This is a genomic window from Nocardioides imazamoxiresistens (assembly GCF_032378595.1).
Classification (GTDB): domain Bacteria; phylum Actinomycetota; class Actinomycetes; order Propionibacteriales; family Nocardioidaceae; genus Nocardioides; species Nocardioides imazamoxiresistens.
The window spans coordinates 29489-45002 of sequence record NZ_JAVYII010000008.1 but is presented as its reverse complement, the minus strand read 5'-3'; the positions used below and the strand labels follow the sequence as shown (position 1 = coordinate 45002).

Annotated in this window: 12 protein-coding genes; 8 read left to right on the top strand and 4 right to left on the bottom strand. The window is 73.9% G+C overall.

What is annotated here, in order from left to right; translation table 11 throughout:
* Positions 1-2: 2 nt before the first annotated feature.
* From RDV89_RS16705 to RDV89_RS16695, 3 genes are all read left to right on the top strand, one after another.
* The gene (locus RDV89_RS16705; RefSeq protein WP_315735120.1) at positions 3-761 is read left to right on the top strand and encodes a response regulator; all 759 of its coding nucleotides are present in this window, start codon (positions 3-5) and stop codon (positions 759-761) included.
* 156 nt (positions 762-917) lie between these two features.
* Positions 918-1703 (top strand): ABC transporter ATP-binding protein, encoded by a 786-nt coding sequence (locus RDV89_RS16700; RefSeq protein WP_315734760.1) that lies wholly within the window; start codon positions 918-920, stop codon positions 1701-1703.
* Positions 1700-4249, top strand: a complete 2550-nt coding sequence (locus RDV89_RS16695; protein WP_315734758.1) for an FtsX-like permease family protein — start codon at positions 1700-1702, stop codon at positions 4247-4249. Before RDV89_RS16700 ends, RDV89_RS16695 begins: the two co-directional genes overlap by 4 nt.
* Positions 4250-4525: 276 nt before the next feature.
* On the opposite strand, the gene RDV89_RS16690 is transcribed toward RDV89_RS16695, so the two are convergent.
* A complete protein-coding gene (locus RDV89_RS16690) occupies positions 4526-4822 on the bottom strand; it encodes a YciI family protein (RefSeq protein ID WP_315734756.1) in 297 nt (98 codons plus the stop codon).
* A 74-nt stretch (positions 4823-4896) separates the two neighbouring features.
* On the opposite strand from RDV89_RS16690, the gene bagA reads away from it, so the two are divergent.
* Genes bagA through RDV89_RS16675 form a run of 3 tightly spaced genes read left to right on the top strand, consistent with a single transcriptional unit; the run spans position 4897 to position 7904 of the window.
* Entirely contained in the window at positions 4897-5964 is a 1068-nt protein-coding gene (bagA, locus tag RDV89_RS16685) for an ATPase BagA (RefSeq protein ID WP_438823294.1), read from the top strand.
* A gap of 44 nt (positions 5965-6008) precedes the next feature.
* On the top strand, positions 6009-7223 hold the full coding sequence (gene bagB / locus RDV89_RS16680; protein WP_315735119.1) for an ArsA family ATPase: 1215 nt from the start codon (positions 6009-6011) through the stop codon (positions 7221-7223).
* 27 nt (positions 7224-7250) lie between these two features.
* Positions 7251-7904 carry a Pr6Pr family membrane protein gene (locus RDV89_RS16675; RefSeq protein WP_315734753.1) on the top strand — a complete coding sequence of 218 codons (654 nt, stop codon included), beginning with the start codon at positions 7251-7253 and terminating at the stop codon, positions 7902-7904.
* 93 nt (positions 7905-7997) lie between these two features.
* On the opposite strand, the gene RDV89_RS16670 is transcribed toward RDV89_RS16675, so the two are convergent.
* The gene (locus RDV89_RS16670; RefSeq protein ID WP_315734751.1) at positions 7998-8294 is read right to left on the bottom strand and encodes a WhiB family transcriptional regulator; all 297 of its coding nucleotides are present in this window, start codon (positions 8292-8294) and stop codon (positions 7998-8000) included.
* Between the two features lie 254 nt (positions 8295-8548).
* On the opposite strand from RDV89_RS16670, the gene RDV89_RS16665 reads away from it, so the two are divergent.
* Positions 8549-10972, top strand: a complete 2424-nt coding sequence (locus RDV89_RS16665; RefSeq protein WP_315734749.1) for a transglycosylase domain-containing protein — start codon at positions 8549-8551, stop codon at positions 10970-10972.
* A gap of 11 nt (positions 10973-10983) precedes the next feature.
* Here the strand turns inward: RDV89_RS16665 and RDV89_RS16660 are convergent, their stop codons facing one another.
* Positions 10984-11715, bottom strand: coding sequence for a hypothetical protein (locus RDV89_RS16660; RefSeq protein ID WP_315734747.1), 732 nt, complete (start codon positions 11713-11715; stop codon positions 10984-10986).
* A gap of 104 nt (positions 11716-11819) precedes the next feature.
* Between RDV89_RS16660 and RDV89_RS16655 the strand changes: the two genes are divergently transcribed.
* On the top strand, positions 11820-12719 hold the full coding sequence (locus RDV89_RS16655; RefSeq protein ID WP_438823297.1) for an HhH-GPD family protein: 900 nt from the start codon (positions 11820-11822) through the stop codon (positions 12717-12719).
* A gap of 115 nt (positions 12720-12834) precedes the next feature.
* On the opposite strand, the gene RDV89_RS16650 is transcribed toward RDV89_RS16655, so the two are convergent.
* A complete protein-coding gene (locus RDV89_RS16650; RefSeq protein WP_315734745.1) occupies positions 12835-15414 on the bottom strand; it encodes an ATP-dependent Clp protease ATP-binding subunit in 2580 nt (859 codons plus the stop codon).
* Between the last annotated feature and the right edge of the window lie 100 nt (positions 15415-15514).

The window sequence follows — 15514 nt, the reverse complement described above, 5'->3', positions numbered from 1 at the left end:
GCGTGAGCGGGGCCGACGACCAGATCCGCGTGTTCCTCGTCGACGACCAGCAGATGGTGCGCGCGGGGTTCCGGATGCTCGTCGACAGCCAGGACGACCTGCGCGTCGTCGGCGAGGCCGGCGACGGCGAGGAGGCCCTGCGGCGGCTCGCCGCCCTGGCCGACGGGAGCGACGCCGCCGACGTGGTGCTGATGGACGTGCGGATGCCGCGCCTCGACGGCGTCGAGGCCACCCGCCGCATCGGCGCGCTCGAGGCGGCCGGCCAGCGGGTGCCGCGGGTGATCGTGCTGACCACCTTCGACCTCGACGAGTACGCCTTCGCGGCGCTGCGGGCGGGAGCCTCGGCGTTCCTGCTCAAGGACGCCGCCCCGCCCGACCTCCTGGAGGCCGTGCGCCGGGTGCACGCCGGCGACGCCGTCGTGGCGCCGTCGACGACCCGCCGCCTGCTGGACCACTTCGCGGCGACGCTGCCGGGCGAGTCGGCGGGCGTACCTCCCGGGCCCCCCGGGTCCCCCGCGGCCTCCGCGGCCTCCGCGGCCGGGCCGGCGGAGGACCCCCGCCTCGCCCCGCTCACCGACCGCGAGCGGGAGGTGCTGGTGCTCGTCGGCCGCGGCCTGTCGAACGGCGAGATCGCCGCCGAGCTGGTGCTCGGCGAGGCCACGGTGAAGACCCACGTCAGCCGTCTGCTGGCCAAGACCGGCTCGCGCGACCGCGTGCACCTGGTGGTGCTCGCCTACGAGGCCGGGGTCGTCACGCCCTGAGCCCGCCCCTGTCCGCGGCCGGCGGGGGTCCACCCGTGGGATGACCCGGCTCCGCCGGGGGTCCCACCGGCGTCGTACCCCCGGCGCGACCAGCGGGTCCCGGATCAGCCGACGGCCGGACGCGCCGCGGGGCCCGCGGTCCCTAGCGTCGGGGACATGACGCAGACACCGCTCTCGACCCCCGTCCCGCACCCGACGACGCCGCCCCTCGCGGCGAGCGCCCGCGGCCTGACGAAGACGTACGGCCGCGGTGACGCCCAGGTCCACGCCCTGCGCGGCGTCGACCTCGACCTGCCCGCCGGCCGGTTCACCGCCGTGATGGGCGCCTCGGGCTCCGGCAAGTCGACCCTCATGCACTGCCTGGCCGGGCTCGACCAGCCGAGCGCCGGCAGCGTCAGCATCGCCGGCACGAACCTGGAGGCGCTCTCCGACGACGCCCTCACCCGCTTCCGCCGCGACCACGTCGGCTTCGTGTTCCAGGCCTTCAACCTGCTGCCGATGCTGACGGCCGGGCAGAACATCCTGCTGCCCCACGAGCTGGCCGGCCGCAAGGTCGACGCCGACGTGCGCGCCCGCTACGACGAGGTCTCCGCCATCCTCGGCATCACCGACCGGCTCGGGCACCGGCCCGGCGAGCTGTCGGGCGGCCAGCAGCAGCGCGTCGCCATCGCGCGGGCGCTCGTGGCGAGCCCGGCGATCGTCTTCGCCGACGAACCGACCGGCAACCTCGACTCGGACGCCTCGGCCGAGGTGCTCGGCTTCCTGCGGCGCAGCGTCCGCGAGCTGGGGCAGACGGTCGTGATGGTCACCCACGAGCTCGACGCCGCGGCGTACGCCGACGACGTGGTCGTGATCGCCGACGGCGCGATCCGCGCGCACCTCGTCGACCCGTCCGCCGAGCAGCTCGTCGCCACGCTGCGCCCGGGAGGTGCGACCCGATGAGGACCGTGCTGCTCGCGTCCCTGCGCACGCACACGCGCCGCTACGTCTCCGCCCTGCTGGCGGTCGGCATCGCGGTCGCCTTCGTCGTCGTCACCGACGCGCTCGCCTCGTCGGCCCGCGGCGGGCTGACCGGCGAGGTCGGCCAGCCCTACGAGAAGGGCGACCTGGTCGTCACCGGTGGCAGCCTCTCCAGCTGGATGACGAACGCCGGCACCGAGGCCGTGCTCGCGCACGCCGAGGAGCAGGGCGACAGCGCGGTGCCGCTGGCCCAGACGTGGACGTCGGTCTCCCGCGCCGACGGCACCAGCCTCGCCCCGCAGGCCTCGGTCGGCACCTGGTCGACCGACCCCGACCTGGTCTGGCAGACCCTCGTGGAGGGCCGCGGGGCCAGCGCGCCGGACGAGGCCGTCGTCGACGCCTCGCGGGCCCGGGCCAACGACGTCGCGATCGGCGACGAGGTCGTCGTCGGCGACGGCGGCGGGGACGTCACGCTGACCGTCGTCGGCCTCGCCGACGGCACGACGATGCAGTCGAGCGCCCTGTGGACGCCGTTCGAGACCCTGCGCGGGCTCGAGGGCTGGTGGGCGGAGACGGTGACCTACGCCGTCGACGACGGTGACGTCGCCGCGGCGGCCGACGCGATCGCCGCCCTGGGGGACGACGGCGAGGTGGCCGACGAGGGCGAGGTCGTGGGTCCGCTCACGACGTACGCCCCCGCCGAGGTCGCCGACCAGCGCCTGCAGCAGGCCAACCAGCAGGTCGACGTCATCGCCATGGTCGTGCTGCTGTTCGCCGCCATCGCCGCGGTCGTCTCGGTGATGGTCATCGCCAACACCTTCTCCATCCTCTTCGCCCAGCGTCAGCGCGACCTCGCGCTGCTGCGCTGCGTCGGCGCGACGCGGCGCCAGGTGCGCCGCTCGGTGCGCGTCGAGGCGCTCGCCGTCGGCGTGCTGGCCTCCCTGGTCGGGATCGGCCTGGGGGCCGCGGTCGGGTACGCCGGTGTCGCGGCGCTGCGGGCGAGCGTCGACTTCCCGCTCGGCGCGGTCGACCCGTCGCCCGTCTGGTGGGGCGCCGCCTTCGCCGGCGGCGTGCTGACGACCGTGGTGTCGGCCTGGCTGCCGACCCGCACGGCCACGCGGGTCAGCCCGCTCGCCGCCCTGCGGCCCGAGGCGGCGCCGTCGGTGCGCACCACGGCCGGGCGGGTGCGGATCGCGCTCGGCGTGCTCGTGCTCGGCGCCGGTGCCGCCGGCCTGGCCGCCGCGGTGGCGGTCGAGGACATGGTGGTGATGGTGCTGGGGGGCACGCTCTTCTTCGCCGGCGTCGTCCTGCTCGGCCCGGTGCTCGTGCCCGCCGTCCTGCGCGCGGTCGGTCTCGTGCTGCGCCGCACGGGCCCGTCGGTGCGGATTGCGGGCGACAACGCGGTGCGCAACCCCCGGCGTACGGCGGCCACGACCGCCTCGCTGCTCATCGGCGTCACCCTGACCACCGCCGTGCTCACCGGCATGGCGAGCGCGCGGGCGGCGACCGACGTGGAGCTGGACGCGCAGTACCCCGTCGACGTCGCGGTGTCCGCGGAGGACGCGCCCGTGGACGCGGCGCTGAGCGACCGGCTCGTCGCCCTGCCCGGCGTCGAGGCCTCGGTCGTCGTGCCGGGCGGGCAGGTCGCCCTCGCGTCCGTCCCGGACCCGGACCTCGACGGCGTGCCGGCCGACGAGCTGTGGTCGACCGACGCGCTCGCGGTGATGGCCCCCGGCGCCGTCGACGACCCGGCCGTGCTCGACGACGTGGTGCGCGGCGACCGCGCCACCGCGGAGCCGGGCGACGGGGAGATCGTGATCCCCGTCGAGCTGGCCGGGGCGGCGGCGCTGGCCGACCGGGTCGAGGTGAGCACCCCGCGGGGCAGCGTCACGCTCGACGCGACCTACGGCAGCGGCGCCTGGGGCACCGCGGCGCTGGTCTCCCCCGCGACCCTCGAGGCGCTGGTGGGCGGCGACGTCGCGCCGTACGCCACCTGGTTGCGCGTCGACGACGACGCCGACGTGGACGACCTGCTCGCCGACGTCGACGCCGTGGTCGCCGGCAGCGGTGCCGTCGCGACGGCCTCGATCGAGCAGCGCGGCTGGATCGACCTGCAGCTCGACGTCGTGGTGGTCGCGGTCGTCGGACTGCTCGGGATCGGGGTGCTGATCGCGCTCGTCGGGATCGGCAACACGCTGGGCCTCTCGGTGCTCGAGCGGTCGCGGGAGAACGCCCTGCTGCGGGCGCTCGGCCTGACCCGGCGCCAGCTGCGCCGCACCCTGGCCGCCGAGGGCGCCCTCCTGTCGGTGGTCGCGACCCTCATCGGCACGGCGGTCGGCGTGCTCTTCGCCGTGGTCGGGCTGCGCGTCATGGTGCAGCCGTCCATCCCGGACGCCGCGCTCGTGCTCCCGTGGGACCAGCTCGCGGCCGTGGTGCTGGTCTCCGCCCTGGCCGGGCTCGCGGCCTGCGTGCTGCCGGCCCGCCGCGCGGCGCGCACCGCCCCCGCCGCCGGGCTGAGCCTGGACTGAGGTCGGGGCTGGGCCGGGCGGCCGGGCGGTCGGGGTCGGTACGCCGGGCACGTCGCGGGGGTGCGTGCCCGGCGACGCCGGCCCCCGGGCGTACCCCGGCGCCGCGGACCGCGTGCCGGTCCGCTCGACCGCGACTTCGTGACCAACTCCTGCACGAGCCCCGCGGCCGCCACCGGCGGACTTCGTGCCGGTTCGCTCGACCTGGGCCCCGTTCGAACGGGTCCCAGGTCGAGCGTTACCCGGTGAACCGGGTAATCCGGAGCCGGGGCAGCGCCCTCAGGCGAAGACGTCCTTGCCCGGGCCGAGCACGGGCAGGAACTCGCGCACGGTCTGGTCGACGACGACGCCGACCTTCACGAACGGGTCGGCGGCGGTCAGGGCGCGGGCGGCCTCGGCGGAGTCGGCGCGCAGCAGGAGCAGCGCGCCGGCGGCCTCGTCCGGGCCCCACGGGCCGGAGACCACGAGCTGGCCGGCCTCGCCCAGACCGGCGAGGTACTCCCGGTGGGCCGGGCGCTCGGCGTCACGCAGCGCGACGTCGTCGGAGTAGGTGTAGGTCACGGCGTAGATGCTCATGGCGTCAGCCTCCCAGCCGCGGGCGACGGGGGCGTACGCGGCTCGACCCTCGGACCTCGGTCCCCCTGGCTACCATGCGAGACGTGCCGACCGACGCCCCCGCCCCCGACTGGTCGCGCGTCCAGCTGCACGTCGTGACGGGCAAGGGCGGCACCGGGAAGTCGACCGTGGCGGCCGCCCTCGCGCTCGCCCTGGCCTCGACCGGCAAGAACGTCCTGCTCTGCGAGGTGGAGGGCCGTCAGGGCATCGCCCGGATGTTCGACGTCGATCCGCTGCCCTACGAAGAACGCCAGATCGCGAAGGGCCTGCCCGCCGGTGCCGGCACGCCCACGGCCTCCGGCGCGCCGCGCGGCGCGGCGGGGACGGTGTACGCCCTGCACATCGACGCCGAGTCGGCGCTGCTGGACTACCTGGCGATGTACTACCGCCTCGGCCGGGCGGGCCGCGCGCTCGACCGCTTCGGCGTCATCGAGTTCGCGACGACCATCGCCCCCGGCGTGCGCGACGTGCTGCTGACCGGGAAGGTCTTCGAGGCCGCCAAGCCGGGACGGCGCGGCAAGGGCGCCCGGCAGTACGACGCCGTGGTCCTCGACGCCCCGCCGACCGGGCGGATCACCCAGTTCCTCAACGTCTCCGACGAGCTGGCCGGGCTGGCGAAGGTCGGGCCGGTCAAGGCGCAGGCGGACACGATGATGACCCTGTTCCGCTCCGAGCGCACGGCGGTGCACTTCGTGACGGTGCTCGAGGAGATGCCGGTGCAGGAGACGGCGGACGGGATCGCCGACCTGCGCCGCACCCAGCTGCCCGTCGGCGGCGTCGTCGTCAACCTGACCCGGCCCGACGAGCTCGACGGCGACGACCTGGCCGAGGTCACCGCCGGCGCCTCCGAGGCCTCTGGGATCGCGGCGGACCTCGCGGCGGCCGGCGTGGACGGCACCGAGGAGGAGCGGGCCGCCCTCGCCGAGCACCTGCTGTCGGAGGGGCGCGACCACGCCGAGCGCAAGGCGCTCGAGGACGCGCAGCGCCGCCTGGTGGCGCAGTACGACGTCCCCACCTACGAGCTGCCCCGCCTCGCGGGGGGCGTGGACCTCGGCGGCCTGTACGAGCTGGCCGCCCACCTGCGACGTCAGGGGATGGCATGAGCGTCAGCAGCACCACGCCCGCCGGCCCCGGGTCGTCGTCGAGCATGCGCCGCGCCCGGCACCGGGTCGGCGCGCTCGCCACCGAACCGGTCGCTGCCCCGCACCTCGACCTCGACGCGCTGATCTCCGACCCGGGCACCGGCATCGTCGTGTGCTGCGGCTCCGGCGGCGTCGGCAAGACGACCACCGCCGCGGCCCTCGCCATGCGCGCGGCCGAGCAGGGCCGGAAGGTGGTCGTCCTGACCATCGACCCGGCCCGCAGGCTCGCGCAGTCGATGGGCATCGAGGAGCTCGACAACACCCCGCGCCCGGTGGTCGGCATCGACACCGCGGCCGGCGGCCGCCTCGACGCGATGATGCTCGACATGAAGTCGACCTTCGACGAGGTCGTCGAGAGCCAGGCCAGCCCGGAGAAGGCGCGCGCGATCCTGGAGAACCCCTTCTACATCGCGCTGTCGAGCTCGTTCGCGGGCACGCAGGAGTACATGGCGATGGAGAAGCTCGGCCAGATCCACCGGCAGGCCGCGGTCGACGGCACCTACGACCTGATCGTGGTCGACACCCCGCCGTCGCGCTCGGCGCTCGACTTCCTCGACGCCCCCGAGCGGCTCTCCAGCTTCCTCGACGGGCGCTTCATCAAGCTGCTCCTGGCCCCCGCGAAGGGGCCCGCGAAGATCATGGGGATGGGCTTCGGGATCATCACGAGCGCCCTCACCAAGGTGCTCGGCGCGCAGGTGCTGACCGACCTGCAGACGTTCGTCGCCGCCTTCGACACCGTCTTCGGCGGGTTCCGCCAGCGCGCCCAGCAGACGTACTCCCTGCTCCAGGCCGAGCAGACCGCGTTCCTCGTGGTCGCCGCGCCGGAGCGCGACGCGCTGCGGGAGGCCGCGTACTTCGTCGAGCGCCTCGCCGACGACCGGATGCCGCTCGCGGGGCTCGTCGTCAACCGGGCGCACCCGCGGCCCGACGTCGACCTGAGCGCCGAGGAGGCGCTGGCCGCGACCCGGCGCCTCGAGCGCGAGGAGTCGGCCGGCCGCGACCTCTACGACCCCGAGCTGACCCGGGGGCTGCTGCGCCTGCACGCCGACCAGGTGCGGATCACCGAGCGCGAGACCGGCCTGCGGGCCCGGTTCGCGGCGACCCACCCCGAGGTCGCGACCGCGGTGGTGCCGGCGCTGTCCACCGACGTGCACGACCTCGACGGCCTGCGCCGCGTCGGCGCGCTGCTGACCGCACCCCCGGCGCCCCGGGAGGACTGAGCGCGGACCGGTCCTAGGCTGGCGTCCGTGACCCCCCGTTCCGCGCGCCGCCGTGCCGAGGTCGCGATCGGCGTCGGACGTGTCGCGACCTCCGGGGCGGTGGTCGCGCTGCTGGGGCTGGCCTACCTGGACCGCATCGCCGTCGGCGACGGCAACCCGTTCGACTACTTCGGATACTTCACGAACCAGACGAACCTCGTCGTGAGCGTGTTGCTGGGTACGTCGGGGCTGCTGCTCCTGCTGGAGCGCCCGGTTCCGCCGTGGCTGGCCACGGCGCGCGGTGTCGCGACCGCCTGCCTCCTCGTCGTGGCGGTGATCTACAACGGCCTGATCCCCGGCACGGGCACGGCGCCAGCCTGGGTCAGTGCCGTGCTGCACGTCGCGTTCCCGCTGGTCGCGTTCCTGGACTGGGTGCTGGTCGGCGACCGCCCCCGGCTCGCGTGGCGCTCGTGGTGGATCGTCCTGCCGTACCCCGTCGTCTGGCTCGCCGTGGTGCTCGTCCGCGGGGCGACCGACGGCTGGGTGCCCTACGGATTCCTGCTGCCGGAGCGTGGCCTGGTGTCGCTGCTCGTCCACTGCGTCGTGCTGCTCGTCGCGCTCGTCGCCGCGGGCGCCGTGGTGTGGGCGACGTCGCGGTTCCGGGGGACCCTGCTCCGCCGAGGTCCGCAGGTTCCGGCCTGAGGAACCCGCCCCGGGCCCCGGGCCCCGGGAACGGAACGGAGCCGGCCCCCCGTGGGGATGCCGGCTCCGGAGCCCGACGTCTCGGACGTGGCGTCAGACGGCCACGACCTCCTGGTCGGTCGACGCGTGCTTGGCGCGGGCCGTCTCGAGGACCGTGCGCCACGAGGCGGCCGGGCGGCGACGCAGGAGCGCGCGGCGCTCACGCTCGGTCATGCCGCCCCACACGCCCCACTCGATCTGGTTGTCCAGGGCCTCGGCGAGGCACTCGGTGCGCACCGGGCAGCCCTGGCACATCTGCTTGACGCGGTTCTGCTCGGCTCCACGCACGAACAGCTCGTCCGGCGTCGTCTGCCGGCACACGGCCTTGCTCGTCCAGTCCTCGACCCACATGTGATGTCCCCGTTCACATCCGTGAGGTCCGCGGCCCCACGCCGCGCCCCCCGATCCAACCCAACGGGGATAAAGGTAAAGAGAACCTGAGAGATGCGTCAGACACGTATGGTCCAGTCGGGGTAGTCCCAAATGACTAGGACCAGGACCTGACGACCTTGGGCCCCTGCGGCGGCGGGGTCCCGGGGCGGGCCCGATCCGGTGACCGGCGTCACGAAGCCCGCCGCGGGAGCCGGACCACGTACCCTTCTCGCATGGCCTCCACCGAACCCGAGCGCCTCACGGCGGGTCGTGTCCTCTCCCACCTGCTCGTCATGGGCGTGGGATCGATCGTGCTCGGGGTGATCGTCTCCGGCCTGGCCCTGCCCTTCGCGGGCCTGTTCGGCGTCACGGCGCGCAACGTCTCGGACGGCGTCAAGGAGCTGCCCGCGGCGCTGGAGACCGAGGCGCTGCCGGAGCGCAGCACCATCCTCGACCGCAACGACAACGTGATCGCGACGCTCTACGACGAGAACCGTGTGAACGTGCCGCTGGTGCAGGTCAGCGAGGTGATGCGCGAGTCGATCATCGCCATCGAGGACTACCGCTTCTACGAGCACGGCGCGCTCGACCTGCGCGGCACTCTGCGCGCGTTCGTGATCAATCAGGCGAACTCGGGCGTCGTCCAGGGTGGCTCGTCGATCACCCAGCAGATGGTGAAGCTGACGCTGATCCAGCAGGCCGGCGACGACGAGCAGGCGCGGGCCGAGGCCACCGCGGACACGTTCAGCCGCAAGATCCAGGAGCTGCGGTACGCGATCGCCGTGGAGAACACGTACTCCAAGGACTGGATCCTGCAGCGCTACCTGAACCTGGCGTACTTCGGCAACGGCGCGTACGGCATCCAGTCGGCGGCGCGGACGTACTTCAACGTCAACGCCTCCGACCTCACGCTCCCGCAGGCGGCCCTGCTCGCCGGGCTCGTGCAGAACCCCGTCGGGCTCGACCCCACGGTCAACCCCGACCGCGCGATCCAGCGCCGCAACGTCGTCATCGACCGGATGGCGCAGCTGAACGTGATCACGGCCGAGGAGCAGCAGCAGGCCCGCGGCTCCGACCTGGGCCTCAACGTCAACGCGCCCAGCAACGGCTGCGTGTCGTCGGCCGCGCCGTTCTACTGCGACTACGTGCTCCGCTACCTCGTCGCCGACCCCGCCCTCGGTGAGGACGAGACCGCCCGGCGGGCGCTGCTCAACGAGGGCGGCCTGACCATCCGCACGCCGCTCGACCTGTCGTTCCAGGCCTCGGCCGACGAGGCCGTCTCCGACGCCGTCAACCCCACCGACAACGCCATCGGCGGCCTCGCGATGGTCGAGCCCGGCACGGGCTACGTCCGGGCCGTGGCGCAGTCGCGCCCGATGGGCCGCAACCTCGAGGCCGGCCAGACGTACCTGAACTACACGGTGCCCGAGCGCCTCGGCGACTCCAACGGGTTCCAGGCCGGGTCGACGTTCAAGACGTTCGTGCTCGCCGCCGCGATCGAGCAGGGCATCCCGATCTCCTGGGGGATCGCCTCGCCCAGCCAGGTCGCGGTGCGCAACTCCACCTTCAAGGACTGCACGGGCGAGGGGTACGCGAGCACGGAGACCTGGGAGCCGTCGAACTCGACGACCTCGGGCTACAAGACCCTCATCACCGGCACCCGCGAGTCGGTCAACACCTTCTACGCCCGCCTCACGCAGCGCACCGGCATCTGCGCGCCGTTCGAGCTCGCGAAGAGCATGGGCGTCGAGCTCGACAACCCGACCGGCACCGAGCAGCCGGGCCGCCAGGCGGAGCGCGTGCCGTCGTTCGTGCTCGGCGTCGCCGACGTGAGCCCGATCGAGATGGCGGAGGCGTACGCCACGTTCGCCGCCCGCGGCAACCACTGCTCCGCGCTGCCCGTCACCACGATCAGCGACGCGTCGGGCAACCTGGTCAAGGAGTACGCCCCGACCTGCAACCAGGTGCTGACGCCGGAGACGGCCGACGCGGTGAACTTCATCCTCCAGGGCGTCATCAACGGCGGCTTCGCCTCGGCGCAGAACCTCGGCATCGACGCGGCCGGCAAGACCGGCACGACCCAGAACGGTCGCTCGGTCTGGTTCGTCGGCTACACCCCGAACCTGTCGACCGCGGCGATGATCGCCGGCGCCAACGAGTTCGGCACCCCGATCTCGCTGCGCGGCGTCAGCGTCGGCGGCACCCGCCTGGGCAACATCTCGGCGTCCGCGTACGCGGCCCCGATGTGGGGCGACGCGATGCGCGGCGTCCGCGACGGGCTCGCCGGCGACGACTTCACGGCGTACAGCGCCAGCGCCCTGCGCGCGGCGGTCGGCCCGCCCAACCCGCAGGGCCTGCTCGGCCTCGGCGGCGGAGGCCGTGGGTCCGGCGGTGGCGGCGGCGGTGACGACGACGGCGACAGCCGTGACACCGCCGCGGCGCCCGCGCCCAGCCCGGCCGACCCCGGTGGCCAGACCGGCGGCGGCAACGCCGGTGGCCAGGGCGGTGGCCAGGGCGGTGGCCAGACCGGTGGTGGCGACGGTGGGGGCCAGACGGGTGGCGGCCAGAACGGCGGCGGCAACGGTGGCGGCAACGGCGCGCCTGGTGGCGCCCAGCCTCCCGGCCGCGGCGACGAGACCGGTCCCGCCGAGGGCTGAGCCGGGACCCGTCAGTCGGTCGTCGCGGTGCTCGGCGGCACCGTGCGCTCGATGACCTCGGGCTGCGGCGCGCTCAGCGCGAAGCCCGCCTCCTCCGGCTCGCCCGCGAGCGAGGCCGCCTCGACCTCGTAGTCGCCCGGCAGGGACCACTCGCGGATCTCGCAGCCCGCGCCCGAGCGCCACGCCGGCCAGTCCAGGCTGACCGTCGCGGGGCTCGCGCTGCGCACCACCAGGTCGGTCGTCGTCAGCGCCTCGGGGCAGTGCTGCGTGGTCCAGATGTCCTCGCCGCCCTCGGTCACCTTCACCACGGTCGATCCCGGATCGACGGTCCAGTAGCAGGCGGCGGCCTCACGGGTCGTCAGCGACAACGTGATGGAGACCGGCGACCCGGCCACGGCACCCTCGACGCTCGGGGTCACGACGACGTCGTCCGCCGAGCAGGTGCCGGTCGGCTGCGCCGGCGGCGTCGTCGTCGAGGTGACCGGCGAGGACGGGGTGTCCCCGGCGGTCTCGGAGGCTCCGTCGGTGGGGGTCCCGGTCGTCCCACCGGTCGTCTCCCGGGCCCCGGCGTCCTGCGTGCTGTCGCCCGAGGTCGCGCGCGCGTCAGTGTCGCCGTCCGCGCCGCCACCCAGGACGCGGGCGACGACGACGACCAGGACCACCGCGACGGCGACCAGGAGCAGGCGTCGCACCCAGTACACGCGCGGGGGCAGCGGTCCTCGGGGACGGGTCACGGCAGACACGCGACCAACGCTAGCCAGCCGGCCGCCCCCGCGCGGGCAGGCGCACCGTAGGCTCGACCGACGTGCCCGACCCCACTCCCGCGCAGGTCCCCGCGGCGCCGCCGGTGCCGCCGGACGAGCTCGCCGCGCTGCACGCGACGGTCCTGGAGTGGTACGCCCTCCACGCCCGCGACCTCCCGTGGCGCCGCCCGGAGGCGAGCCCCTGGTCGGTGCTGGTCTCCGAGCTCATGCTCCAGCAGACGCCGGTGGCGCGGGTGCTGCCGGTGCACGCGGCCTGGCTCGAGCGGTGGCCCACCCCGGCCGCCCTCGCCGCCGCGACCACCGGCGACGCCGTCCGGGCCTGGGGGCGCCTCGGCTACCCCCGGCGCGCGCTGCGCCTGCACGCGGCCGCGACGGCCATCACGACCACCCACGGTGGCGAGGTGCCGCAGGCGTACGAGACCCTCCTGACCCTGCCCGGCGTCGGCGACTACACGGCCGCCGCCGTGGCCTCGTTCGCCTACGGCCGGCGCCACGTCGTGCTCGACACCAACGTGCGACGCGTGATCGCCCGGGCCGTCGGAGGCGTGGAGCACCCGGCGCGTTCGGTGACCCGCGCCGAGCGGGACCGGGCGGCCGCGCTGCTCCCGGGGGTCGAGGCCGACGGCTCCTCCGACGCCGCGACCTGGAACGTGGGGCTCATGGAGCTCGGCGCGCTGGTCTGCACGGCCGCCTCCCCCGCCTGCGACCGCTGCCCGCTGGTCGATCGCTGCGCCTGGGTGGCCGCCGGACGGCCCGCGTACGACGGACCGCCCCGCGTCGCGCAGACCTGGGCCGGCACCGACCGGCAGTGCCGCGGACGGCTGATGGCCGTGCTGCGCGACGCCGACGGCCCCGTGCCGATCTCGGCCCTCGAGGCCGCCTGGGCCGGCGCCGAGCAGCGCGAGCGCTGCCTGCGCAGCCTGGTCGACGACGGCCTGCTCGCGCAGGTCGGACCGAGCACGTACGCCCTGCCCACGGACTGAGGCGGCCTGAGGCCGCCCGAGACGGCCCGGGACGCACCAGCGGCCCGTACGCCGTGGCGTACGGGCCGCTGGTCGGGCTGCCGGGGCCGGGATCCGGCCCCGGGTCAGCCCGGGGTCACTCCTCCGGCGAGCGCGGGACGTCGACCGGGCCGTCGGGGTCCTCGGGGAGCACCTCGCCCTTCGTCATCTCCACGCCGGCCGCCTCGAAGGGCGGCAGGTCGGGCATCTTGCCGACCTTCTGACCGACGAACGAGAAGGTCGCGGACGGCCCCTCGCCCTCGACGTCGACCAGCACGATCTGGCCGGGGCCGACCTCGCCGAACAGCATCTTCTCGGCCAGCACGTCCTCGATCTCGCGCTGGATCGTGCGACGCAGCGGTCGCGCGCCCAGCACCGGGTCGAAGCCCCGCTTCGCCAGCAGGTCCTTCGCCGCCTGGGTCAGCTCGACCGACATGTCGCGGTCCTTCAGTCGGCTGTCGACCGCGGTGATCATGTTGTCGACCATCGCGACGATCTGCTCCTGGCTCAGCGGCGGGAACACGATGATCTCGTCGACACGGTTGAGGAACTCCGGGCGGAAGTGCTGCTTCAGCTCCTCCGACACCTTCGTCTTCATCCGGGCGTAGGAGCCCGCCGCGTCGCCCACCTGCGAGAAGCCGAGGTTGACGCCCTTCGCGATGTCCCGCGTGCCGAGGTTGGTCGTCATGATGATGACCGTGTTCTTGAAGTCGACGACACGACCCTGGGAATCGGTCAGTCGACCCTCCTCGAGGATCTGCAGGAGCGAGTTGAAGATGTCCGGGTGGGCCTTCTCGACCTCGTCGAAGAGAACCACCGAGAACGGCTTGCGACGCACCTTCTCCGTGAGCTGGCCGCCCTCCTCGTAACCGACGTAGCCGGGGGGAGAACCGAACAGGCGGGAGACGGTGTGCTTCTCGCCGAACTCGCTCATGTCGAGCTGGATCAGCGCGTCCTCGTCACCGAAGAGGAATTCGGCGAGCGTCTTCGACAGCCACGTCTTTCCGACGCCCGAGGGGCCGGCGAAGATGAACGAACCGCCGGGACGCTTCGGGTCCTTTAGGCCGGCGCGCGTGCGACGGATGGCCCGCGAGAGGGCCTTGACGGCCTCCTCCTGGCCGATGACGCGCTTGTGGAGCTCGTCCTCCATCTTGAGCAGGCGGCTGGACTCCTCCTCGCTCAGCTTCACGATCGGGATGCCCGTCGCGACGGCGAGCACCTCGGCGATCAGCTCCTCGTCGACCTCGGCGACCTCGTCCATGTCGCCGGAGCGCCACTGCTTCTCGCGCTCGGCCTTCTTGAGGATGAGCTGCTTCTCCTCGTCGCGCAGGGAGGCCGCGGCCTCGAAGTCCTGCCCGTCGATGGCGGCCTCCTTGCGGACCCGGACGTCGGCGATCTTGTCGTCGTACTCCTTCAGGTCCGCCGGCGCCGTCATGCGCTTGATGCGCAGGCGCGAGCCCGCCTCGTCGATGAGGTCGATCGCCTTGTCCGGCAGGAACCGGTCGGAGATGTAGCGGTCGGCCAGCGTGGCCGCCGAGACCAGGGCCTCGTCGGTGATGGTGACGCGGTGGTGCGCCTCGTAGCGGTCGCGCAGGCCCTTCAGCATCTCGATCGTGTGGGCGATGGACGGCTCGGCGACCTGGATCGGCTGGAAGCGGCGCTCGAGCGCGGCGTCCTTCTCCAGGTGCTTGCGGTACTCGTCCAGCGTCGTCGCGCCGATCGTCTGCAGCTCGCCGCGCGCCAGCATCGGCTTGAGGATGCTGGCCGCGTCGATCGCGCCCTCGGCCGCGCCGGCCCCGACGAGCGTGTGGATCTCGTCGATGAACAGCACGATGTCGCCGCGGGTGCGGATCTCCTTGAGGACCTTCTTCAGCCGCTCCTCGAAGTCACCGCGGTAGCGCGAGCCCGCCACGAGGGCGCCGAGGTCCAGCGTGTAGATGTGCTTGTCCTTCAGCGTCTCCGGGACGTTGCCCTTGACGATGTCCTGGGCGAGGCCCTCGACGACCGTCGTCTTGCCGACGCCGGGCTCACCGATCAGCACGGGGTTGTTCTTCGTGCGCCGCGACAGGATCTGCATGACCCGCTCGATCTCGGTGTCCCGACCGATCACGGGGTCGAGCTTGCCCTCGCGGGCGGCCTGCGTCAGGTTGCGACCGAACTGGTCGAGCACCAGCGACGAGGACGGGGCCTCGCCACCGCTGCCGCCGGTCGACGCGGCCGCTCCGGCGCTCTCCTTGCCCTGGAAGCCGCTCAGCAGCTGGATGACCTGCTGGCGCACCCGGTTGAGGTCGGCGCCGAGCTTCTGCAGCACCTGGGCGGCCACGCCCTCGCCCTCGCGGATGAGGCCGAGGAGGATGTGCTCGGTGCCGATGTAGGAGTGGCCGAGCTGCAGCGCCTCGCGCAGGGACAGCTCGAGCACCTTCTTGGCTCGGGGGGTGAACGGGATGTGTCCGCTCGGGGCCTGCTGACCCTGGCCGATGATCTCCTCGACCTGGGCGCGGACCGCCTCGAGCGAGATGTCGAGGCTCTCCAACGCCTTCGCCGCGACACCCTCGCCCTCGTGGATCAGCCCGAGCAGGATGTGCTCGGTGCCGATGTAGTTGTGGGAGAGCATGCGGGCCTCTTCCTGGGCCAGCACGACCACCCGACGGGCTCGGTCAGTGAACCGCTCGAACATGTGCGCCTCGATCCTTCTCAGAGCCGCGGCACGCCGGTGCCGCGGGGGTGGGACGGGCGAGGCACCGCCGGGACGGGGCTCCGCTCGTACACCTAGACCA

Coding starts and splice junctions, on each gene's coding strand:
- RDV89_RS16700 (WP_315734760.1), top strand. CDS start 918: ATGACGCAGACACCGCTCTCGACCCCCGTCCCGCACCCGACGACGCCG.
- RDV89_RS16695 (WP_315734758.1), top strand. CDS start 1,700: ATGAGGACCGTGCTGCTCGCGTCCCTGCGCACGCACACGCGCCGCTAC.
- RDV89_RS16690 (WP_315734756.1), bottom strand. CDS start 4,822: ATGAGCATCTACGCCGTGACCTACACCTACTCCGACGACGTCGCGCTG.
- bagA (WP_438823294.1), top strand. CDS start 4,897: ATGCGAGACGTGCCGACCGACGCCCCCGCCCCCGACTGGTCGCGCGTC.
- bagB (WP_315735119.1), top strand. CDS start 6,009: ATGCGCCGCGCCCGGCACCGGGTCGGCGCGCTCGCCACCGAACCGGTC.
- RDV89_RS16670 (WP_315734751.1), bottom strand. CDS start 8,294: ATGTGGGTCGAGGACTGGACGAGCAAGGCCGTGTGCCGGCAGACGACG.
- RDV89_RS16665 (WP_315734749.1), top strand. CDS start 8,549: ATGGCCTCCACCGAACCCGAGCGCCTCACGGCGGGTCGTGTCCTCTCC.
- RDV89_RS16650 (WP_315734745.1), bottom strand. CDS start 15,414: ATGTTCGAGCGGTTCACTGACCGAGCCCGTCGGGTGGTCGTGCTGGCC.